The 22,987-nt window shown below is 62.6% G+C and carries 17 protein-coding genes; 3 read left to right on the top strand and 14 right to left on the bottom strand.

The features are described 5' to 3' along the window. Positions 1-119 precede the first annotated feature (119 nt). The 5 genes from cmoB to lon form a co-directional block, all read right to left on the bottom strand. Positions 120-1,076 (bottom strand): tRNA 5-methoxyuridine(34)/uridine 5-oxyacetic acid(34) synthase CmoB, encoded by a 957-nt coding sequence (gene cmoB / locus PLD_RS06780; RefSeq protein WP_159891062.1) that lies wholly within the window; start codon positions 1,074-1,076, stop codon positions 120-122. Beyond that, entirely contained in the window at positions 1,073-1,816 is a 744-nt protein-coding gene (cmoA, locus tag PLD_RS06785) for a carboxy-S-adenosyl-L-methionine synthase CmoA (protein WP_159891064.1), read from the bottom strand. The genes cmoB and cmoA overlap by 4 nt, the downstream gene beginning before the upstream one ends. 184 nt (positions 1,817-2,000) lie before the next feature. Next, positions 2,001-2,636 (bottom strand): lysoplasmalogenase, encoded by a 636-nt coding sequence (locus PLD_RS06790; protein WP_159891066.1) that lies wholly within the window; start codon positions 2,634-2,636, stop codon positions 2,001-2,003. A gap of 1 nt (position 2,637) precedes the next feature. After that, on the bottom strand, positions 2,638-3,030 hold the full coding sequence (locus PLD_RS06795; RefSeq protein WP_159891068.1) for a protease inhibitor I42 family protein: 393 nt from the start codon (positions 3,028-3,030) through the stop codon (positions 2,638-2,640). 159 nt (positions 3,031-3,189) lie between these two features. Continuing rightward, positions 3,190-5,610, bottom strand: coding sequence for an endopeptidase La (gene lon, locus PLD_RS06800; RefSeq protein ID WP_159891070.1), 2,421 nt, complete (start codon positions 5,608-5,610; stop codon positions 3,190-3,192). A 400-nt stretch (positions 5,611-6,010) separates the two neighbouring features. Between lon and PLD_RS06805 the strand changes: the two genes are divergently transcribed. Beyond that, on the top strand, positions 6,011-8,353 hold the full coding sequence (locus PLD_RS06805) for a bifunctional diguanylate cyclase/phosphodiesterase (protein ID WP_159891072.1): 2,343 nt from the start codon (positions 6,011-6,013) through the stop codon (positions 8,351-8,353). Positions 8,354-8,405: 52 nt separating this feature from the next. On the opposite strand, the gene PLD_RS06810 is transcribed toward PLD_RS06805, so the two are convergent. Both PLD_RS06810 and PLD_RS06815 read right to left on the bottom strand, forming a co-directional pair. Then, complete coding sequence (locus PLD_RS06810) at positions 8,406-8,837, bottom strand: HEAT repeat domain-containing protein (RefSeq protein ID WP_159891074.1); 432 nt, start codon at positions 8,835-8,837, stop codon at positions 8,406-8,408. Between the two features lie 206 nt (positions 8,838-9,043). Next, on the bottom strand, positions 9,044-9,661 hold the full coding sequence (locus PLD_RS06815; RefSeq protein WP_159891076.1) for a response regulator transcription factor: 618 nt from the start codon (positions 9,659-9,661) through the stop codon (positions 9,044-9,046). A gap of 146 nt (positions 9,662-9,807) precedes the next feature. Here PLD_RS06815 and PLD_RS06820 point away from each other — a divergent pair, with 146 nt between their 5' ends. Continuing rightward, positions 9,808-11,466, top strand: a complete 1,659-nt coding sequence (locus tag PLD_RS06820) for a hybrid sensor histidine kinase/response regulator (RefSeq protein ID WP_159891077.1) — start codon at positions 9,808-9,810, stop codon at positions 11,464-11,466. Here the strand turns inward: PLD_RS06820 and PLD_RS06825 are convergent. The 7 genes from PLD_RS06825 to PLD_RS06855 form a co-directional block, all read right to left on the bottom strand. Beyond that, a complete protein-coding gene (locus tag PLD_RS06825) occupies positions 11,444-12,091 on the bottom strand; it encodes a carboxypeptidase-like regulatory domain-containing protein (RefSeq protein ID WP_159891079.1) in 648 nt (215 codons plus the stop codon). The two genes, PLD_RS06820 and PLD_RS06825, sit on opposite strands and share 23 nt — an antisense overlap. A 105-nt stretch (positions 12,092-12,196) precedes the next feature. Further along, on the bottom strand, positions 12,197-12,490 hold the full coding sequence (locus PLD_RS06830; protein WP_159891081.1) for a hypothetical protein: 294 nt from the start codon (positions 12,488-12,490) through the stop codon (positions 12,197-12,199). 227 nt (positions 12,491-12,717) lie between these two features. Further along, positions 12,718-13,038, bottom strand: coding sequence for a hypothetical protein (locus PLD_RS06835; protein WP_159891083.1), 321 nt, complete (start codon positions 13,036-13,038; stop codon positions 12,718-12,720). A gap of 1,084 nt (positions 13,039-14,122) precedes the next feature. Then, complete coding sequence (locus tag PLD_RS06840; RefSeq protein ID WP_159893422.1) at positions 14,123-15,424, bottom strand: IS4 family transposase; 1,302 nt, start codon at positions 15,422-15,424, stop codon at positions 14,123-14,125. 429 nt (positions 15,425-15,853) lie between these two features. Continuing rightward, on the bottom strand, positions 15,854-18,274 hold the full coding sequence (locus PLD_RS06845) for a glucose/quinate/shikimate family membrane-bound PQQ-dependent dehydrogenase (RefSeq protein ID WP_159891085.1): 2,421 nt from the start codon (positions 18,272-18,274) through the stop codon (positions 15,854-15,856). A gap of 115 nt (positions 18,275-18,389) precedes the next feature. Next, positions 18,390-19,763 carry a carbohydrate porin gene (locus PLD_RS06850; RefSeq protein ID WP_159893424.1) on the bottom strand — a complete coding sequence of 458 codons (1,374 nt, stop codon included), beginning with the start codon at positions 19,761-19,763 and terminating at the stop codon, positions 18,390-18,392. Positions 19,764-19,987: 224 nt separating this feature from the next. Beyond that, the gene (locus PLD_RS06855) at positions 19,988-21,190 is read right to left on the bottom strand and encodes a benzoate/H(+) symporter BenE family transporter (RefSeq protein WP_159891087.1); all 1,203 of its coding nucleotides are present in this window, start codon (positions 21,188-21,190) and stop codon (positions 19,988-19,990) included. 317 nt (positions 21,191-21,507) lie between these two features. Here PLD_RS06855 and PLD_RS06860 point away from each other — a divergent pair, with 317 nt between their 5' ends. After that, the gene (locus tag PLD_RS06860; protein WP_159891089.1) at positions 21,508-22,896 is read left to right on the top strand and encodes a PLP-dependent aminotransferase family protein; all 1,389 of its coding nucleotides are present in this window, start codon (positions 21,508-21,510) and stop codon (positions 22,894-22,896) included. Positions 22,897-22,987: the final 91 nt, after the last annotated feature.

Genomic DNA, 22,987 nt, shown 5'->3' on the forward strand with positions numbered 1-22,987 from the left:
CGCGAGCAAGCTCGCTCCTGCAAAAACACGGAGCCGGCTTGCCGGCAAACCGCCCCTTGAGCCCTACGCCGCTCTGGCGCAAGCCTTCGCTGGCAAGCCAGCTGCAGGGGAGGGCGGCGCTATTTACTGGCGACAATCACTGCGCGCATCGGCGCCGGCAGACCCTCGATGGTCTTGCTGTGATCGTTGGGGTCGAGGAAGTCGCTCAGGGACTGGTACTTCATCCACTCGGTACCGCGTTGTTCCTCGACGCTGGTCACGCTGACATCCACGCAACGCACGTTGCTGAACCCGGCGCGCCGCAGCCACAGTTCCAGGGCCGGCACCGAGGGCAGGAACCACACGTTGCGCATCTGCGCATAACGGTCTTCGGGCACCAGCACCTGATGCTGATCGCCTTCCACCACCAGGGTTTCCAGTACCAGTTCGCCGCCCTTGACCAGGCAGTCCTTGAGCGCCAGCAGATGCTCGATGGGCGAACGGCGGTGGTAGAACACCCCCATGGAAAACACCGTGTCGAAGCCTTCCAGGTTGGCCGGCAGGTCTTCGAAGGGGAATGGCAGGTGCCACACCGAGGGCTCCGACAGGTAGCGCTGCACCGCCTGGAACTGGCAGAAGAACAGCCAGTTGGGGTCCACGCCGATCACGCTGTGGGCGCCGGCGCCGAGCATGCGCCACATGTAGTAGCCATTGCCGCAGCCGACATCGAGGATGCGTTTGCCTTCAAGGTTCAGGTGCGGGGCGACCCGCGACCATTTCCAGTCCGAACGCCATTCGGTATCCACGTGCACGCCGAACAGGTCGAACGGGCCTTTGCGCCACGGTGACAGGCCCATCAGTGCGGTACGCATCTGCGCCCGGGTGGCGTCGTCGCAGTCGGTGTCCAGGCGCAGGCCGTTGATCAGGTCGACGTCGCTGGGCTGGATGTTCGGCAATGCGTCGAGGGCGCTCTGCCAGCGCTCCAGGTCGCCATGGCCCTTTTCCATCTTGGCGTCGAGCTGGGCTTGCAGGCCGTTGGCCCATTCGGCCAGGGGCGTGCCCGCCAGACGGCGAGCGAGGGGGGACAGATCAATCATGGCAGGGCAATCAACGAGGCAAAGTTAAGACACTGGAACCACGGCACGACTTTCGAGAACCCGGCGGCCAGCAGGCGCTCGCGGTGTTCTTCGAGGCTGTCGGGCTTCATGACGTTTTCGATGGCACTGCGCTTCTGGGCAATTTCCAGTTCGCTGTAGCCGTTGGCGCGCTTGAAGGCGATGTGCAGGTCGGTGAGCAGGGCGTGTTCCTCGGCATCGTTGAAGCGCAGCTTCTCCGAAAGGATCAGCGCACCGCCGGGCAGCAACGACTGGCGGATGCGCCCGAGCAGGGCCAGGCGCTGCTCGGGGGCGATGAACTGCAGGGTGAAGTTCAGCGCCACCACCGAGGCCGGTTGGAACTCCAGGGCCAGAATATCGGCTTCGAGCACCTGCACCGGCAGCAGCTCCTGGAACATCGAATCCTGGCCGTTGAGGTATTCCCGGCAGCGCTCGACCATGGCCGCCGAGTTGTCCACGGCGATCACCCGGCAACCGTCCGTGCGCACATGGCGGCGCAGGGCCTGGGTCACCGCGCCCAGGGATGAGCCCAGGTCATAGAGCACGCTGTTGGGCTGAGCGAACTGCGCCGCCAGCACCCCGAGGTTCTCGACAATGGTTGGGTAACCCGGCACTGAGCGCTTGATCATGTCCGGGAACACCCGCACCACATCCTCGTTGAAGGCGAAGTCGGGCACCTGGGCCAGGGGCTGGGCGAATAGGCGGTCAGGTTGTTTGCTCACGGCGGTTCCAGCGATGCAGATAAAAAAGAGGGCGGCATTGTAGCCGCTGCCGCAGGTTGCGATAAGGCCCGCAGGGCCTTCAGCGGCTGATGGGCGACACAAGGTGGATTCGTCCTCAGGGCTCCTTCGCCCTGGCCGGCCCCTGGTGGCTTCTTGCAGGAGCCGGCTGACCGGCGCAAGTGGATTAGCGTGCCCTTTGCTTGAACGCCGACGCGGCGATGCCCCACTGGCCCAGCCAGTAGAAAATGATGATCAGGTAGGGCGCGGCATCGAAGCTCACCACGAAGCGGCTGATACCGATCAGGCTGTCGGAGAAGGCAAAGCTCAGTGCCCCCAGGGCGGCCAGTAGCGCCGAGCGCTTGGGCACCTCGCTCCCCAGACGCGCCCAGGCTCGCCAGAGCATGGCGCTGATGGTCAGGGCATAGACGATCACCGGGATCAGCAGCGGGCCCAGGCCGTGAGCGATCAGAATGCTCAACAGCCCCGCACCGATGGCCAGTGCCACTGCCATCGGCAGCAGCGCCGGGCGTCGGCAGTCGCTGAGGTAAGCCTTGAGGTAGGCCAGGTGGGCCACCAGGAAGGCCCCGAGGCCGAACACGAACAGGTCCGAAGGCCAGGCCAGCAGCACGTCACCCAGCAGCGAGAACAGCAGGCCGAGGATGATCCAGCGGCGGTAGTCCCCGGACGGCGCATCATGCAGCCAGCCCAGCAGGGCCAGCACCGGCAGCGGCTTGACCAGCAGGCAGAGCAGCGTGGCATGCACGCTGACCCCGTAGATAAAGGTCACGGCGCCCATCAGGGCCAGAATCAGCCAGCCCATGTCAATTGACCGTGATCGAGCAGTCGAAGGCTTTCGCCGGGGCTTCTTCTGGTGCCCAAGGCTGTTGATAGGTCAGCAACAACCGGCCCTGGCCGCTGGCAAAGGCCTGGAAGCGCCAGGTCGACTGGCCGCCGTTGCCCACCAGGCCGGTGTCCTCGGGGTTGCTGTAGACCTCGGGGCTGACCTTGCGCAGGATGCCGCCGGCCGAGTCCTGGATCGCCCAGCGATAGCCGGTGGTGGGGTTGCTCGGCAGGATCAGGGTCAGGGTTTGCCCGTTGTGCAGTTGCAGCGGGCATTGGTTCTGGTTTTCCACGCTGACGTTTTGCTTGGGCTGGCTGGCGCAGGCGCTCAGCAGAGTAAGGCTGAGCAGGGTAAGTAGGCGAGGTGCGGACATGGGTCAGGAAGCTCCGATCATTCATGACGAACGGCGAGCATAACTGAAGATGATGGGCGGTGTGGGGGAGGGATGGAGGTTGGCGGTTATGGCGTGTTCGCCGGCACGCCGGTTCCTACAAGGGACAAGCTGTAGGAGTCGGCGTGTCGACGCAGGGCGTTAGAACAGGACCTTGGCCACGTCGGCAAAGCGCTTGGCGAAGTGCACGGTGAGGCCTTCCTTGAGGTACTCCGGCAACTCCTCGAAGTGCCCGCGGTTGGGCTCCGGCAGGATCAGCTCAAAGATCTTCTGCCGCCGCGCCGCGATGACTTTCTCCCGCACCCCGCCAATGGGCAGTACGTGCCCGGTGAGGGTCAGTTCGCCGGTCATGGCCACGCCTTTTTTCGGTGGCTGGTTACGCGCCAGGGACAGCAATGCGCTAGCCATGGTCACCCCGGCGCTGGGGCCGTCCTTGGGGGTCGCGCCTTCCGGTACGTGCAGGTGGACGAAGGCTTCGTCGAAGAACTGGCTGTCACCGCCGAACTGCTTGAGGTGCGAGCTGACGTAGCTGTAGGCGATCTCCGCCGACTCCTTCATCACATCCCCCAGTTGCCCGGTGAGCTTGAAGCCGCGGTTGTGGGTATGAATCCGCGTGGCCTCGATGGGCAAGGTCGCGCCACCCATGCTGGTCCAGGCTAAACCTGTGATGACCCCGGTGCCGCTCAACACCTGTTCGTTGCGGAACACCGGCATGCCGAGGGCGGCTTCCAGGTCCTTGGGCCCGATCTTGATCTTCGCTGCCGGATCCTCCAGTAGCTTGACCACGGCCTTGCGCACCAGTTTGCCCAGTTGTTTTTCCAACTGGCGTACCCCGGCTTCGCGGGCATAACCGTCGATCACCGTGCGCAGCGCGCTGTCGCTGATGCTCAGGCTGCTTTTGGCCACGCCGGCCTTGTCCAACTGCTTGGGCCACAGGTGGCGCTTGGCGATGGCCAGTTTTTCTTCGGTGATGTAGCCCGACAGGCGAATCACTTCCATGCGGTCGAGCAGTGGGCCGGGAATCGAATCCAGGGTGTTGGCGGTGCACACGAACAGCACCTTGGACAGGTCCATGCGCAGGTCCAGGTAGTGGTCGAGGAAGTCGACGTTCTGCTCCGGATCGAGCGTCTCCAGCAGGGCCGAGGCCGGGTCGCCCTGGTAGCTCTGGCCCATCTTGTCGATCTCGTCGAGCATGATTACCGGGTTCATCACCTCGACTTCCTTGAGGGCCTGCACCAGCTTGCCCGGCTGGGCACCGATGTAGGTGCGGCGGTGGCCCTTGATCTCGGCTTCGTCGCGCATGCCGCCGACACTGAAGCGATAGAACGGCCGACCCAGGGATTCGGCAATGGACTTGCCGACACTGGTCTTGCCCACACCGGGCGGACCCACCAGCAGCACGATGGAGCCGCTGATCTCGCCCTTGTAGGCGCCCACCGCGAGGAATTCGAGGATGCGATTCTTGATGTCGTCGAGCCCGGCATGGTGCTGGTCCAGCACTTTGCGCGCGTGCTTGAGGTCGAGCTTGTCCGCGCCGAACACGCCCCATGGCACCGACGTGGCCCAGTCCAGGTAGTTGCGGGTCACCGCGTACTCCGGTGAACCGGTTTCGAGGATCGACAACTTGTTCATTTCGTCGGTGATGCGTTTCTGCGCCTGGGGCGGAAGGACCTTGTCGTTCAGGCGTTGTTCGAATTGCTCCAGGTCGGCGCTGCGGTCGTCCTTGGTCAGCCCCAGCTCCTGCTGGATGACCTTGAGCTGTTCCTTGAGGAAGAACTCGCGCTGGTGTTCGCCGATCTTGCGGTTGACCTCGGCGGAAATCTCTTTCTGCAGGCGCGCGACCTCAAGCTCCTTGCGCAGCATCGGCAGGACTTTTTCCATGCGCTTGAGCATGGGCACGCAGTCCAGCACTTCCTGCAGTTCGTTGCCGGTGGCCGAGGTCAGGGCGGCCGCGAAGTCGGTCAACGGCGAGGGATCGTTGGGACTGAAGCGGTTGAGGTAGTTTTTCAACTCTTCGCTGTACAGCGGGTTGAGTGGCAGCAGCTCCTTGATCGCGTTGATCAGCGCCATGCCGTAGGCCTTGACCTCGTCGGTGGGCTCGCTGGGCTGGTGTGGGTATTCGACTTCTACCAGGTAGGGCGGACGGTGGTGCTTGAGCCAGGTCTTGATGCGCACGCGGGTCAGGCCCTGGGCAACGAATTGCAGCTTGCCGTTCTCGCGGCTGGCATGGTGGACCTTGACCAGGGTGCCGTACTCCGGCAACGCGCTGGTATCAAAATGCCGCGGGTCTTCGGCGGGGGTGTCCATGAAGAACAGGGCAAGGGAGTGGTGGTCGGATTGGCTCACCAGTTCCAGGGTCTCGGCCCAGGGTTCTTCATTGACGATGACCGGCAGCACCTGAGCTGGAAAGAACGGCCGATTGTGAATCGGGATGATGTAGACCTTGTCCGGCAGATTCTGTCCGGGCAGGGCCAGGCCAGTGCCATGGGCAGCCGGTTGTTCGGTCTCTGCCGGATCGACGTACTCTCGTGGATCTTCGGGAAATGCTTGCTGGTCGCTCATGGAGGCTCCTGCGCGATGGTCTATGCAGCTTAGATGGGGCAGGTCGTGACGGGTTTCAATGGGAAACAGGTTTCAGCTTTTTTCTGAACGTGGCCGGACGGGCCTGGTGCCCGATCCACCGCGCAGACAGAGCAGAACGGCCGTCGGCTCTTGGGGGATGGAGGAAGATGTGTCAATAAAATGGCTGTGAAGTCGCCTGATTTAGTGCGTGATCTTCGAGGCTTGTAGGATTAATCTCAGCGATCGAAATGTCTGGATGAAAATGGCATTTTATTGACGCGTGCATTCAGCTCCTTGGAGGGATGGGTATGAAGAACGGACTTTTCAGCTCCCGACGGCGCTTATCCGCGCGGTCGTTTTCAGGGCTTTTCGGGTCGCCGCGGTGGCCGAGAGTAGCCTCATGAAATGGGGACTAACCTTTCAGGCGAGAATTGTCGGGGCGTTGGCGCTGCTGTTGTTGGTATTGATTGCAGCGGTGTATTTTTCGGTCAAGACCGCCACCAATCAGGCGGTGGAGAAGCAGGCACAGCTGCAGTTGAAGGTCGGTACTCGAGTTTTTGAACGGCTGCTGGACCTGCAGGGCCGTCACTTGCAGTACGGCATTGACTGGCTGGCGGGGGATTCGGGGTTTCGCCGCGCGGTGCGCAGCGGCAAGCCGGTGGATATCCTCGCGACCCTGACTCAGCATCGCGGTGGTATTCGCTCCAGTGAGATGTTCGTCCTCAGCCCTGAGGGGCGGGTCATTGCCAGCACCCTGCCAGAGTTTGTCCAGAATCAGCCTTTTCCCTACAGCCAGGCCCTGAACCGAGCCTTGCGCCATAACACCCACATGCTGTTTGTCGCCATCCAGGGGCGACCTTATTTGCTGGTTCAGGGACAAGTCTGGGAGTCGTTACCCATCGCCCGGGTGGTAATGGGGGTTCCCATGGATGAATCGTTCGCCCGGGAACTGCGTTCGATGAGCAACCTTGAAGTGTCATTCCTGACCGTCGAGCATCAGCATCCAGGGGAGCTGTTCAGCACTCAGCCGGCGTTTTTCTGGTCCTCGATCATCAAGCTCCTGAGTGATTCCCTGTGGCAATCCTTGCCACCGATGAGTGAGGTGCATGGCCAGCGTTTTCTCAATCAGGCGTTGCAACTGGCCAACACCGGCGATGCCGACGATTCGCGGGTCATGGCCTTGCTGCAAAGTCCCCTTGAACAGGCGCTGCAAGCGTTTGCGCCGTTGGATCGGGAGTTTTTGTGGATCTCTGCGGTGGCCTTGGTGATTTCGCTGGTCGGTGCCTTGCTGATGGCGCGGCGGGTTTCACGACCTTTGGAAGATCTGGCCCTGGCGGCGCGGCGCATTGGTGCTGGCAACTATCAGGCGCCGGTCACCGTCAAGCGCAGCGATGAGTTCGGGGTGTTGGCCGATGCCTTCAACGCCATGCAAAGCGCCATTGCCTCCCGCGAGCAGCAATTGGCCCACAATGCCCTGCACGACCCACTCACTGGCTTGCCCAATCGCGCCTTGGCCATCGAGCGCTTGAGCCGCGCGATTACCGCCCGGCGCAACGTGGTGTTGCTGTACTTGGGGATCGACAATCATCGGACGATTCACGAAGGTTTTGGCAGTGAAGGCTTGGAGCAGATGATGGGCGAGTTCAGCCGGCGACTGCGCGAAGTCCTGTCCCGGGGCGACACAGCTGCACGGATCACCACCAGCGAGTTTTTGCTGCTGCTGGAAAACACTGAGCTGGATGGCGCCATCGCCATGGCGGATCGCTTGCATAGCCTGCTGAGTCGACCGCAACTGATTCAGGGCGATGAAGTCCGGCGTCAGATCTGCATGGGCGTGGCGGTGTATCCCGCCGATGGTCAGTCCGCGGAGGAACTGATCAGCCGAGCCGCCATCGCTCGTCACGACGCATCGATCAAGCCTGGTTACTTGCAGGTCTACCAGCAGGATCGCGACCTGGCCCACCAACGGCAGATCAGCCTCATTCGCGATCTACGGCGCGCCGCTGCCGAAGGTGAACTGTTCCTGTTGTACCAGCCCAAACTCGATTTGCGTCGGGACGATCTGCACTTGGCCGAAGCCCTGCTGCGTTGGCAGCACCCGGTGTTCGGCGTGGTATCGCCGACGGAGTTCATTCCCCTGGCCGAGCGTACCGGCAGCATGCACAGCTTGACGTCCTGGGTCATCGAGGCCTGCATCCGCCAGTTGGCGCAATGGAATCGCCGGGCCTTGTCGGTGCGCTTGTCACTCAACATCAGCGCCAGTGACCTGGAGGACGATGGGTTGGAGCTCCGCGTCAAAGAGTGCCTGGAGCGCTATCAGGTGGCGGCCGAGCAACTGGTGTTTGAAATCACCGAGAGCGCGATCATGCGCGATCCGGAACAGTCGTTGGCGGTGCTGCAGCGTTTGCGCGGCTGCGGCATCAGCCTGTCGGTGGATGACTTTGGCACCGGTTATTCATCCCTGGCGCAATTGCAGCGTCTGCCGGTCCAGGAGTTGAAGATCGATCAGTCCTTTATCCGCCACCTGGATGACACCAGTGGCGATGCGGTAATCGTGCGTTCGACCATTGAGATGAGCCACAAGCTGGGGCTCAAGGTGGTCGCCGAAGGGGTGGAGTTCGAGCATTGCCTGAGGCTGCTGGAGAGCTGGGGGTGTGACACGGTACAAGGCTATTTGATCAGCCGGCCATTGCCGACCGAGGCTTTCGAACGTTGGATACAGACGTTGCGAGCGACGATCTGACGTTGTTGCAGAGCCGGCCGGAACACGCCGGCCGGCGTCTAGGGTGGGTATTTCAGAGAGTGGCCGACTCGGCCTTGGTCAACAGGCTGTGCAGCTCCGGTTCAATGCCTTCCTCAGTGAGGTTGTCCATGATTTCCAGGATGCAGGAGGCGTAGCGCCGTTCGATGGCAGCCTCCGCCCAGTCCAGCTCATAGATCGCCATGACCCGCACATCCAGGTAGGGCGATTCTGCCAGCAGGCGTTTTAACAAGGTGATGGCCGGTGGGGTTCGCAACTCGCCCAGGGACACCGCGCAGCGGTGCTGCCAGTATTCGGGGCGCGACAGCAGGGTTTCGCCGAGCCGTTGCCATTGCGCTGGGTTAAAGGCGCCAAGCACGCCCTTGGCCACCTGTTCGGCGATGTATTCGTTCCAGTTGGCGGCTTCCGAGTCACCGAACCAGTGGTGCAACCGATCAAACAATTCATCACGTTTATCCGTATTCATGATGTCTTTCTCCTGCGTGGGGCGGCCGCGCCAGCACGCTGTTCCTGGCCTGCCGCCCAATACCATGGGGTTTATTCAGGCGTGCCAGGATCGATGCTGCCTTATTTGCGCAGGGCTTCCCAGCATTAAAGGAGCTGGCGGGACCAATGGCCGCGGCCGACTCCGGGCAGCGCTTGGTCCGCAGCAGCCCTTGCCCGGGTCGCGGTTTACCAGGTGGCGGCGAACTTCACCGCGGCCGCGGCGCGCGAGGGCACCTTGAGGATATGCAACAGGGACGACACATGGATGCGCACGGTGAACGGCGAGATATCCAGTTCCCGGGCGATTTCCTTGTTGGTCTTGCCCTGGGCGATCAGCCGCAGGACTTCCTGTTGCCGAGTGGTCAGCTGGCTCACTTCGGCGCCGGCATCCAGGGGCAGCAGCAAGCCGGAAGGTGCGTACTTGACCACCACTTCGCCCTGGCGAATGGCCTGGATCGCCTGGCCGATCTCCTCCGGGCTGATGCTCTTGCCGATAAAACCGTCGGCCCCGGCGGCCATGACTTCGCCGATCAGGTCCTGGTTGTCGACCATCGACACCAAGATGATCGAGGTCCGGGGCAGTTGGCGGCGCAGGTCGGCAATCAGGCTGACCGAGGTCAGGCCGGGAAAGCGCAGGTCGAGAATCAGCGAATCCGGTTCCTCGCCGCTCTCGGCCAGGGCCAGCACCGCGGCCAGGTCGCCGGCCTCTTCCAGCTGGGCGTCGGGCAGCAGGCGCTGGAGGGTGCGCAGCATGCCTTCGCGGAACAACGGGTGGTCGTCGGCGACGATAATCCGGCACGTCATGTCGTGAAACTCCTTGAAACATCCAGTCCTGTGCCCATGCTAACTTGACGCGCGGCGTTGTAACTGCCCGCTGGTCGTGTTCGATACGCGGTATTGCCGAGCGGCAAAAGACCACGGCAACACGGATTGCACAAGGAGGTGATTGCATGAACGTTGAGAAGGACAGCGAACTCGACCAGGCCACCCTGCGGATTGTCGTGGCCGGGTGCGCCCTGGTCTGGTTTACCGTGATCGGCTTTCTCCCGGGGCAGCAGGTCGACCCTTATGTGCCCGTGATGATCTACATTGCCCTGTTCATGCTGGGTTCGATCGTGCTGCGCATGGCCATTGCCCGCTGGCCCGGGCATTACCCGGCGCGGCGCATCCTGGGCATGATCTACGACTACAGCGGCACCTGTTACGGCTTGGTGGTAGGCGGTGAGGGGGCGCTACCGATTTATGCGGTGATGGTCTGGGTCAACCTGGGCAATGGCATGCGCTTCGGCTCGCGTTACCTGGCCATTGCCACCGTGCTGGCGCAGGTTGCGCTGTTCATGGTCTACCTGCTGACCCCCTATTGGCAGGCCCAGCCCTATATGGTGCTGATGCTGATGATCACCAGCACGGTGATTCCGGTGTACGCCCATATCCTGCTCAAGCGCACCCGCCTGGCATCCGAAGAGGCGATTGCCGCCAATCTGGAAAAGTCCCGGTTCCTGGCCCAGGCCAGCCACGACCTGCGCCAGCCGATCCATTCCATCGGCCTGTTCACTGCCTGCCTGCGCGAAGCCAGCCTGGGGCTGGATGAGCGGCGGCTGGTGGACAACATCGACCGATCGCTGCTCAACGTGTCGCAGTTGTTCCGTTCGATCCTCGACCTTTACACCCTGGACAACGGGCGGGTGCAACCCAAGTACGAAACTGTGCACCTGGGCGAACTGCTGCGTGATCTGGTGCGCCAGAATTGCGAGGCGGCGCGCTGGGCGGGTGTCGAACTGCGGCTGCGCCCTTGCGTCCATTGGGTGCGGGTCGATCCTGGATTGCTGGCGACCATGGTGCAGAACGTACTGTCCAATTGCTTCAAGTACGCCGGGCAGCGGCCAGTGCTGATTGGCGTGCGCCGGCGAGGTGCGGGCCTGGCCATTGTCATTTATGACCAGGGCCGGGGGATTGCCGAGGAGCACCTGCCGAAGATTTTCGAGGAGTTCTATCGGGTTCGCCAAGTACGGGACAAGGACGTCGAGGGCGTCGGCCTGGGCCTGTCCATCGTCAAGCGCCTGGGTCAGTTGACCGACCTTGAGGTGACGATCCGTTCGCGGGTCGATCACGGCACCACGGTCAGCCTGCACGGCCTGTCACTGGCCACACCACAGCGGTTGCACGATCGTGACGAGGCGTTGCAGAGCGGCTTGCTGACCGGGCTGCGAGTCTGTCTGGTGGAGGATGACCGCAACGTCTTGCTGGCCACCTCGGCGCTGCTGGAACGCTGGGGCTGCGTGGTCCAGGCCGAGTCGAGCGGAGAGAACCTGCTGACCGATTGCGACATTATCGTCGCCGACTATGACCTGGGCACCCGTGCCTCGGGTATCGAATGCATCGACAGCATCCGCCGGCAGCGGGGCTGGGAAGTGCCGGCGCTGATCATCACCGGGCACGACCTCGAGAAAATCCACGCGGCCCTGCATGACCGCAATATCGCCATCCTCGCCAAGCCGGTGCGTCCGGTGGAACTGCGGGGCACCTTGCGGGCCCTGCGCGAGACGCCGCTGGCGTCCAGTCACAGGGCCGTGACGCAAGCGGCGGTTACCAGGTCCGGCACGGGATAAGCAGGGGATAGTTGGTCATGGTCAGCTTCTTGTTCTCGCCACTGGCGAGTTCGACGAAGTCATCCAGCATCCCTGAGTACGAAGAGATCGAACTGCGCTCGGTGTAGTAGTGGGTGGTCACCGGCCCGTAGTTGGTGTTGCTCTGGCCGGTGCCCACGTACTCATTCCAGCGGCTGGTGCCGTACACCATGTCTTGGCCCTGGACGAAGTAGCGGCCCGGTTGCAGCCCCGTGAACTGGAAGAGGCCGTTGCCGTCGGTCCGGGTCACCCGGTGCACGGCCAGGGCCTCGGGGACCATGCTCACCGGTGCGCCTTCGGGCTGGGAGGCGCGCAACTTGTGCCAGGCCTGCAAGTGTGGGGTAACCGGGTAGAGATAGATCTCGACGTTGCGGCTGTCCTCGATGCCATCGTTGCCGACGATGCAGAACTTGCCGGTGAGCGTGGCGGTGCCCGGTTGCAGGGCGGCGCGCGCGGCCTGGGTGTCGAAGGGGGTATCGGGGTACTGCACGCTGGGAAGCTTCACCGGCGGGTATTCGGCCAGGGTTCGCCCTTGGCGCGGCGCACAGGCCATCAGGGTACAGGCGAGCAGGGCCAGGCCTGTCACCATGAAAAGACGGGATTTCATCAACTCAAGACCTTTTCAGGAGGGAGCGTTGCTCGCACGACGCTGTCCCGCTGCTGCACCGGGGCAGCCCGTCGTGGCGAGCCTGCTTGGCCAGGGGCTAGCGTTTTATTGCTTGCTGCACTCGGCCGGCAGCGCAACTGCTCCGCCCATGGTGGCGAAGGCGACCATGCCGCCGCTGGGCAACACGCAGTTGTATTCGCCGGCGCTGGTGCTGGCGGTGAAGTAGGTCTGGGACGCGTCGCTGCGTACGTTGGACACCGTGGAAACCGGCTTGCCGAGGGTGATCTGGGCACGGTTCTTCAGATCATCGTTGCTCGGTTTGGCAATAGCACAACCGCCCAGGGCGAAGGCTAGAACACTGAGCAGGGCAAGGGGACGGAGGCTGGACTGGAGTTTCATGATGGCTCTTCCTTGGTGTTGTTGTGTTTTCAACGGCGCAGCCGCTCCCGTCACCGCAGAACGGCGGTGTTGAAGAGAACGGGTGGTTGCTCGGCACTATAGCCCCGGGGTGGGGGAGGGTCGATTAGCACAAATGGGCTAATGTCGCTTTGCAATGACGAAGGGGTGGGGGCGCAGATCAGCGGGTTTGATGGGCCCGGTTTGACGCTGCCGGGCCCGGATCAGGCTCAGGTGAGCAGTTGTTCCTGCAGGCGCCGGCCGAGCACATCCAGCAGGTCGCAGCCGTCGCGCAGGGGAATGACGCACAGTTGGGCGAAATCCTGAAGCAGGGCCGGGTTGCTCTGCAGGTTGTCGTGGCTGGCGATGTTTTCCAGCAACTGGGTGGCCGCGCGGATGCGGTGGGCGGCGGCTTCGTGGAGGGCGTCCAGCGGGGCCAGGGTGTCCACCAGCAGGGCGGGGATGTTGTAGTCGTTGCTGGTCAATGGCATGTGACGAGAGTTGGGCTCCGTCGCAGTGGTGTCAGATTTGTTGGGTTTGACCTTTTTCATTTGATCGAGCTCCGGGTAGGCATGAGAGCTGCCAACGGCCTTCCTACGGGCTTGGGTGGCAGCCGCGCGCGGGGTAGGAATACCGAATACCCTTGGACTCGGCCACGCCGAAGCGTGCCCGCGCACGGCCGCCGCGGCTGATCTTACGGATGCGACAGATGCTCCGCAATCAGACGGGCGCTTATGCGCCAAGGGTTCTCGAAGGGTTCCTACGCCCTGTCACTGAATTTGCAATGACCCCCAGACCTTAAGGGCATCGCCTTGGAGGGACAAGGTGATGCAATTGGACGCGAGTTGTAGGAATTTTCGGTGATCGCGGTTTGAGGGGAAGGGGGGAGGGTTTGGTCTTGAGCGGTGGGGAAGCTAGTCGTAAAACCGGGATCTTTTTGTGTACATATCCGTTGCTGCGGGGGTGGCGGCTGGCGGTTTCGCCCTTACGGCGAGTCCCTTTTTACAAACGCCTAAAAAGGAACCAAAAACGCTTGCCCCTCCATGGGCACCTCGCTGGGGCTCGGGGTTCCCTCGCTCCGGCGCTGCTCCGGGGGCACGCCGCCACAGGCCATCCATGGCCTGATGGCGGCTAGCTCGGCATCCCTGCCGAGCTGCCCCCTGCGCAACGCCTGCGTTCGGCCGGCTGGGAAGGGGCCTGAAGATCAAGATCAAAAGCCAGAGCCAAGCCCGTTTTACGCGCTGTCCGTAGGAGCCGGCTTGCCGGCGAAGAGGCCTGTGAGACATGCAGCGCCTGGGCGGGCGCCTTCGCTGGCAAGCCAGCTTCTACACGGGGGGGAGATACACACCGTCCCATCTTCAGGCCGGCCGCAAGGCCGCCGTCGCGCTCTTGATTTTGATTTTGATCTGAACGCCCCGTAAACCACGATGGCCGAACGCAGGCATTGAGCCGTGGGTAACCCGGCAGGGATGCCGGGTTAGCCGCCACCCGGCCATGGATGGCCGGTGGCGGCGGCCCACGGATCAATGCCGGAGTTCGGGCATGCCTCGCTATGCGAGGCACCGAGTGGAGGGGCAGAGCGTTTTGCTTACTTTTGCGCTTTTCAAAAGTGAGCCGCTGTAAGAGCCATCCCTTTCAAGGTCTTTTCTTTTTGGCTGCTTTGATGACCCTATCGGTTGAAACATGTGCATTCACGGCCGTCCCTTGCACCCATGTTTTGGGCTTGGACACCTTGGGTCCTCGTGGGCTTTTGGCGACTTGCTTGGGTAGGATATTTCTAGCCAGCTCCAGCAAGTGCTGGGCCAGGTTTTCAACTGGAACTACCGGCATGTATTCGGATGGCAGGGCAATCTGCATGCCCTCATATCCGCTTCGGATCTGGATTGCCAAGTGATAGATCGAGGCCTCCCAGCCTTCAGGCTGAGTCTCTCGATGCGCCTGCTCAACACTGCGTTTGAGTAAGGCCAAAACGTTGTATGCCAGCACCGCAGTGGTGAATCCGAGCAATGCAGCTCGCGGGCTGCCCAAGGTTTCAATCTCACTCTCCAAGATGGCTTCCAGCCGCAGGAACATTCCTTCAATGCTCCAGCGACGGCGATAGAGATCTGCGATTTGCTGCACGCTGACGCTCTGGGGCAGATTGCTCCAGAACAGCAAACTGCTGTCACCCGAGTCGTTTGGCGAATGGAGCGTCAGTTCGATGCGTCGCCACTGATGGCCACCTTTCACTTCGATGGTTTGCTCGCGCACCGTACCTGTTGCAACAGGCATCGGTGCTTGCCATTCACCCTCTTGAATCAGGCGTGGATGTTTGGCTTGCTGGCGAATGACAAATGAAGTTTTCACCTGCTCACAAGCCTCCATTACAGGAAGCGTGCAGTAGAGCCGATCCGCGATCCAAACCTGATTGGCCTTGGCATCGGCCAGCAGGGGCAACACGCAGACTCGCTCGCTTGCATAGGCGTCTTCGCAGGGTTGCAGATCAACCACCTGATCCAGGTCGGGGTCATAGACCACGACCGAGAATCCGGGGCGTGCCGCCCCGCGCTCTTGGCGCAGCGCGCCAAGGCGCTTTTCGGTAGAGGCCAGGTGACTGCCATCCACCACTCGAACTTGCCAGCCGGGAAGCATGGCTGGGCAACCAAGCTCCTTGATCGTCGGCGCCAGACGTTGCGCGCTGCCTGTGACCAACGCGCGCAATAAAGCAGGTTCGGTACGGCTGATCTTGTCATAGAGGGCGGCCAGGCTGACTGGAAGATCCTCCAGTTGCCTGGCTGCGGCATGCAGGGACGGCTTCAAGCCCAATGAAACAAGGGACATGAGCTTGACGATGGTCGAGAACAGCAGTTCGCGGGAGTACTGCCTTTGCCGATGTTCTTCGAAAACCTGATCGACCCATTCTGGCGCGATAGCCTGCTCCAAGGCGAGTTTGGCCATGACACTGGCGGGTGCCTTTTTCTCGAATCGCGCGAGTACATCGGTCCACATCGTTCGGGTCTTCCTGACTGAAATTCAGGGGATTTTACCTAAGACCTTGAAAGGGATGGCTGTAAGAGCGGAACCGCCAGCCGCCACACCCGCAGCACCGGATATGTACCCCAACCCCCGCTGTAAAAGCGCAACCACAAATGGCCCCCTCCGCATCACCGGATATACACACGATCCCCCTCTACCCAGAGCACAAAAAAAGGCGGCTACCCCAAGGTAGCCGCCTTTTTCATGCCTGCCGGTAAAGCTTATTCCGCCAGTTTGTAGGCAATGATGTAGTCGCCCATACCGGATATACACACGATCCCCCTCTACCCAGAGCACAAAAAAAGGCGGCTACCCCAAGGTAGCCGCCTTTTTCATGCCTGCCGGTAAAGCTTATTCCGCCAGTTTGTAGGCAATGATGTAGTCGCCCATCTTGGTGCCCAGCGAGCCGTGGCCGCCCACGACCACCAGCACATACTGCTTGCCATCCTTGCCGGTGTAGCTCATCGGCGTGGCCTGGCCGCCCGCTGGCAGGCGGGATTTCCACAGTTCCTTGCCGTTTTTCACGTCATAGGCGCGGATGTACTGGTCCAGGGTGCCGCTGAGGAAGCCCACGCCACCACCGGTGACCATGGAGCCACCCATGCTCGGTACGCCGATTGGCAGGCCGATCGGGATCGGCGAGCTGTCACGGCTGGTGCCGTTCTTGTGTTTCCACACCACTTTGTTGGTGGTCAGGTCGATACCGGCCACGTAGCCCCAGGCCGGTGCCTGGCAGGGTACGCCGAGCGGCGACATGAACGGGTGCATGATCACCGCGTAAGGCGCGCCAGCGTTGGGTTGCACGCCCGAGGTTTCGCTTTCGCGCTTGCTGTCGGCGGCGACTTCGGCGCGCGGCACCAGCTTGGACACGAAGGCCATGTAGTTCGGGCTGGTGAACAGCAACTGACGCACCGGGTCCAGCGAGACGCTGCCCCAGTTGAACACGCCGACGTTACCCGGGTAGATCAGGCTGCCCTGCACCGACGGCGGGGTGTATTGGCCTTCGTAGCGCAGTTCCTTGAACTGGATGCGGCACAGCATCTGGTCGAACGGCGTGGCGCCCCACATGGCTTTTTCATCCAGTGGCGGTGGCAGCAGGTTCAGGTCCGAGCGGGCCTGGGTCGGGGCGGTGTGGTCGCCTTCGACCGCGCCGGTCGGGGCCGGTACTTCACGAATCGGCACGATCGGGGTGCCGTCGCGACGGTCCAGCACATACAGGCTGCCTTGCTTGGTCGGCTGGATCAGCGCGGGCTTGACGCCGTCCGCGGTCTTCATGTCGAGCAGGGTCGGCTGGCTGCCCACGTCCATGTCCCACAGGTCGTGGTGGGTGAACTGGTAGTTCCAGCGCAGCTTGCCGGTGTCGATGTCCAGGGCCACGGTGCCGGCGCTGAATTTCTCGGCGCCTGCGGTGCGGTTGCCGCCCCATTGGTCCGGCATCTGGTTGCCCAGTGGCAGGTAGACCATGCCCAGTTTCTCGTCGACGCTGGCCAGGGACCACATGTTCGGCGAGTTGCGGGTGTAGGTCTGGCCTTCGGCCAGTGGCGCGGTTTCGTCGGGGTTGCCCGAATCCCAGTTCCACACCAAGTGACCGTCGTGCGCGTCGAAGGCGCGGATCACGCCGGACGGTTCGTTGATCGATTCGTTGTCGGTGACGTGACCGCCGATGATCACCAGGTTGCGGGTGATGGCGGCTGGCGAGGTGGAGTAGTAGCCGCCCGGGGTGAACGGGCCGATACCGGCTTTAAGGTCGACGGCGCCTTGGTTGCCGAAGTCTTCGCAGACCTTGCCGGTGTCGGCGTTGATGGCGATCAGGCGTGCATCGGCGGTGGGCAGGAACAGACGACGCGGGCAACTGGCAGCGATGGCCTGGCCTGCGGGAGACAGGGCGGACGGCTGGCTGATGGCATCGGAGTTCTTGTAGTTGGCTTCGTCGTAGTACGACACGCCACGGCAGGTCATGTGCGCCCAGCCACGGAAGTCGTCGCCGTTGGGGCCTTTGATCTGCGGGTCGAAGCGCCAGATTTCCTTGCCGGTGTCCGGGTCAAGGGCCAGCACCTGGCTGTGGGCGGTGCAGGCATAAAGCATGCCGTTGACCTTCAGCGGGGTGTTCTGGTTGGTGATCTCCACCGGGTCCTTGGCGGTCGGCATGTCGCCGGTGCGGATGCGCCAGGCTTCCTGCAGCTTGCCGATGTTGTCCGGGGTGATCTGCTTCAGCGGCGAGTAGCGGTCGCCGAACTCGGTGCGGCCGTAGGCCTGCCAGTCACCATCAGGCATGGCTGGCGCAGTGCTGGTCATGTCGGCGCTGTCGCGGCCCAGGTCGCCGGAGATTTCCCCAGGGTGAGTGAACTGGCTGCCGATGGCGGCGCCACCGGCCAGGACCACGGCCACGCTCAGGGCCGCAGTACCCATGGGCGCCGGGCCATCGCGTAGCAGTGGGCGACGGAACCAGGGCAGCAGCAGGACCACGCCGAGGGCGAACCACAGCGACAGGCGTGGCACCAGTTGCCACCAGTCCAGACCGATTTCCCACAATGACCAGACGGTGCTGGCGAACAGCACCAGGGCATACAGACCCAGCGCCGCGCGTTTGCCGGCCAGCAGCAGAAGGCCGGTCAACGTCAGGCCGATGCCGGCCAGGACGTAATACAGCGAGCCGCCGAGCAGGCTCAGCTTGATCCCCCCGGCCAGCAAGGCCAGGCCCATTAGTAGCAGCAAGATCCCGAGCAGGCTTGGCAGCCAGCGGCTCGGACTTGAAGCACCCTCTGTGCTCATAGTGTGGTTCTCCGTGACGTTAAGAATGTTCCCGCGCCTGTTCACTGTAGATGACGATCAGGCGCGGGCTTGGTTCAGCGAAAGTTGTGAGTGGCGTCGTTTTTGCCAAGCGGCTTTAGAACGAACTCTGGATCTTGATCCCGCCGATCAGGGCGTCGTCCACCTGGCTGACGCCACCGGGATGACGGATGTATTGCAGGTTGGGGCGCACGGTCAGCCAGTTGGCCAGGTGCACGCCGTAGTACAGCTCGGCGCTGTATTCGGTGTCCTGGGGCGGTAGGTAGCCGGGGTTGTCGTAGGCGTAGATCGCGCGGGCCTGGTTGCGGGCCTGGGCGTTCTTGCGGTACGCCGGGTTGACGTGGACCCGGGCCAGGGCGAAACCGATGTCGTCCTTGGCTCGGGCATCGAACAGGCCCTTGTAGACCAGGCCGGCCTGGACGTAGTTGTCGATGGCGTTGGTCTTCTTGTCATGGGCGGTGACGTTGGCGAACAGGCTCAGGCCGCGGGAATGGTCGCTGGCGACGCTGGTGACTTGCTGTTGCGCACCGAACCACAGGCCGTGCTTGCTTGAGCTGCTGCGGTAGGCTTCGCCGCTCAGGGCCGCGCTCTGGCCGTTGCTGTCCTTGTACACGTCGCTGGCCTTGGCGCTGCTGTAGTAGTAGCCGGCGCGGTACTCACCGGCCAGGCCGTTGAGCTTGGGGGTCCACACCAGCTCCACCGGCAACAGAGTGCCTTGGGTGCCGCTGCCGCTGAGCTTGAAGCCGTTGTCGCGGTCCAGGTTCGACGGGTTCTGCTCATAGGCGCCGATCTGCGCATAGACCTCAGGCGTCAGGTGGTATTTGACCCGCAGGGCCCACTGGCTGACGGGCCAGTTGTACCAGACGCTGCCGGCCCAGTTGCCTACCTGGGAGCCGCAGAACGCCAGGTTCTGGAAGTCGCAGGGGAAGCTGTTGAAGTCTTCGCCCTGGCCGAAGCGGCCGGCCTTGATGTCGAGCTTCTGGTCGAAGAATTTCTGCTGGTACCACATCTGCGTCAGGCGCCAGGTCTGGCCGCGGCCCCAGACTTCCTGGGCCGAGGTGAAGCCGCCGACCCGTGGGTCGTTGATCCGGTCGTTGCTGATGTTGTCACCGTCGCGCTTGGTCACGGTCAGTTGGAACTCGGCGTCATCCCAGCCGAGGATCTTCTGCAGGTCCAGGTGGCTGCCGAAGGCAAACTGGTCGCTGTAGCGCGCGGTGCGGTCGTGGTCGTAGCCACCGTGCAGGTTGGCGCCCATCTCGCCGACGTAATCGACCTTGAAGTCGTAGCCTTTTTCCGCCAGCTCGGTGCGCGTGCCATTCCAGTCGCCGAGCATCCAGGGCGAGTCGTTGTCGAATGCCGGTGCGGCCTGGGCGCAGGCGGCAAACCCCAGGGCGCTGATCAGGCTCAGGGTTTTGGGCAAGGCAACGGGAATCAGGACAGCGCTGTCTTTTGGGCGCTGGAAAATCGGCATAGGCATTCGAGTCAGGTCTTTTTCTAGGAATAGGCAGAAGCAAGGGCAGGGCATCTGGCCTTGATCACAGGTGATCGAGGCGGCACGCCGCTGATTTCAAAAGGGAAGATGAAGCGATTCAGCTTCAGGGAGCCAAGGATAAAGCGCTGTCTCGCCAAGAGAAAGCGCTTTTATTGACATGAACCGTTTCGGATTCGGTAACAGTGATCGGGCACGATCCGCGCTCAGCGAGGCGTGACGGCCTCGGCGAGGCTGTTTTTTTGCCGGGTGTAGCTCAGTGCGAAGTGCGCCACCAGGCCGAAAATCAGCCCCCAGAACGCAGCGGCCAGGCCCAGGAAGCTCATGCCCGAGGCGGTCACCAGGAAGGTGATCAAGGCGGCTTCGCGTTGTTTCTCATCGGCCATGGCGCCGCTCAAGCCGGCACTGATGGCGCCGAACAGGGCCAGGCCGGCCAGGGCCGCGATCAACTCCTTGGGCAGGGCGGCGAACACCGAGGCCAGGGTCGCGCCGAAAATCCCCATGAGGAGGTAGAACAGACCGCAGGCGATCCCGGCGATGTAGCGTTTGTCCTTGTCTTCGTGGGCTTCGCGACCGGTGCAGATGGCGGCAGTGATGGCGGCAAGGTTGATGCCGTGGGAGCCGAACGGCGCCAGCAGCGCTGAGGTGATGGCGGTCCAGGACACGATCGAGCGCGCCGGGGTGGTGTAGCCGGCGCTGCGCATCACCGCCATGCCCGGCACGTATTGCCCGGTCAGGGTCACCAGGGCCAGGGGCAGGCCGATGTTGACGATGGCGTGCCAGTTCCACTCGGGGGCGATGAAGATCGGTTCGGCCAGGGCCAGGGTGATGGAGCCGCCGTCGAACTCGCCAAGGCCGGTGGCCACGGCGCAGCCTACCAGCAGCACGGCGAGAATCGCGTAGCGTGGCGAGAAGCGTTTGCCCAGCAGGTAAGCGGCGATCATTGCCAGCACCAGGGCCGGTTGCAGGGTGACCGACGTGAACAGCCCGGCGCCGAAGCGGAACAGGATGCCCGCCAGCATGGCGGCGGCAATGGCTTTGGGCAGGCGGCTCATGAGCTTGTCGAAGGCCCCGGACAGGCCGAGCGCGGCGATGATCAGCGAAGCCACGACATAGGCGCCGATGGCCTGGGGCAGCGACACCGTGGGCAGCATCGACACCAGCAGCGCTGCGCCGGGAGTGGACCAGGCGGTGATCACCGGCACTTTCAGGCGCCAGCTCAGCAGCAGGCCGGTGAGGCCGCTGCCGATGGAAATGGCCCAGATCCAGGACGACACCTGGTCACTGGGCATATGGGCTTCGCGGGCGGCCTGGAACACGATGATCAAGGGGCCGGCGTAGGAAATGATCACGGCGATCAGGCCGGCGATCACGGCGGAGAGGGACAGGTCCTTGCTGAGGCTGTGCATGGCATCTCGACTGGGCGTGGGGGAAGGGGGATTGAGTCGATTGGGTTGGCGCTTGTGGAGTGTATTTCAATCAATTGAATCGATTCAATTTATTCTCGAGCGAAGGAGTCCGAATATTGCCTCACGTACGTCGATTTCATTAATAAGATATTGATTTTTAATGATTTTTTGCTTTAAAAAATTATCTTGCATCGTCGGAATGCCTTTCTTAGTATTTTTTGATCGAATCAATGCTTTCATTGGTTCGACGTTAATGGTGGGTAAAGGCCTGTGATATGCTTCGGTCCACTTCACGCAGCCGATGGTCATCAGCCTCCATGTGGGTTCCCCAGTTAAACGAGTTCAACCAGCCGGTCTATCTGTCCATCGCCGACGCCTTGGCGCGTGATATCAGCAGCGGCCTGTTGAACGACGGTGATCGCCTGCCGACGTTGCGGGAGCTGGCGGTGACCCTCAACGTCACCCCCGGCACCATCAGTCGTGCCTACAGCGAAGCCCAGCGTCGCGGCCTGGTGCAAGGTGAGGTGGGGCGCGGTACTTATGTGTTGGCGCAACCGCCGCAGGGGTTGCCTGAAGGCTCCAGTGCTCCGTCCTTGTCCCTTGGGCAGTCCGAAACCCTCGACCTGTCGATCATCAAGCCCTACAGCGAAACCCTGGAGTACTGGTTGCGCGGCGCTCTGGTGGGCATGGCCCGCAGCAGCGACTTTGGTCGTGCCCTGGACTACGCCCCCGACGGCGGTCATCCGGCCCACCGCGAAGCCGGTGCCCAGTGGTTGCGACACTCCTTGCCCGAGGTCCATTGGCAACAGGTGGTGATGACTGCCGGCGCCCAGCACGGGCTGATGGTGGCCATCAGCGCCCTGAGTAATGCCGGTGACCTGGTGCTTTGTGAGTCGTTGACGTACCCGGGCATCATCTCCGTGGCCCATGGTCTGGAGCGGCGCCTGCGAGGCGTGGCGATGGATGAGGAAGGCATGCTGCCCGAGGCCTTGCGCGAGCAGTGCCTACGGGAAAAACCGGCGTTGCTGGTGTGCGTCGCCACTTGCCAGAACCCCACCACGGCGATCATGTCGCCGCGGCGTCGGGCGCAGATCGCAGCGCTTGCCGAGGAGTTCGACTTTCTGATCGTCGACGACGATATCTACGGTTTCCTTGCCACCGATCCGGGGATCAAGCCGCTGTCGACCTATGCACCGGAGCGCTCGGTGTACCTCACCAGCCTGTCCAAGGCGATCATGCCGGCGTTGCGGATCGGTTATCTGTACAGTCCGCCGAAGTTACTGTCGCGCCTGAGTGCCATGGTACGCAGCAGCGTGTGGATGCCGTCGCCCCTGACGGCGCAGATGGCCAGCAATGTGATTGTCGAAGGCTTGGATCGCAAGCTGGTGCAGACCCAGCGCAGCGAGGCGGCGGCGCGCCAGGCGATTGCCCGGGAGGTGTTTGCCGGCCTGCAGATGCAGACCCAGCCCCACAGCTATCACTTGTGGCTGACCTTGCCAGCGCCCTGGACCGGTGATGAGTTCGCCACCCTGGCCCGGGCCAATGGCGTGCGGGTGATGAGTGGCAGCCAGTTCCAGGTGGAGCGTGGCGCCAGCTCCCGTTGTGTACGGGTGGTGCTGATGTCGCCGACGACCCAGGACGAGTTGCGTTTTGCCCTGACCCAATTGGCCAGCCTGATAGAGACCGACCCCCGGCGTTACTTCTGAGTCGGCCCGATGAGCGGCTGCGCCGTTCAATGCAGCAGGCGTGCTCGGCACAGGACAGATGCTGTGTTGAGCAAGCCTGCTCCCACGGCAC

It is taken from the genome of Pseudomonas sp. LD120 (assembly GCF_009861525.1).
GTDB lineage: Bacteria > Pseudomonadota > Gammaproteobacteria > Pseudomonadales > Pseudomonadaceae > Aquipseudomonas.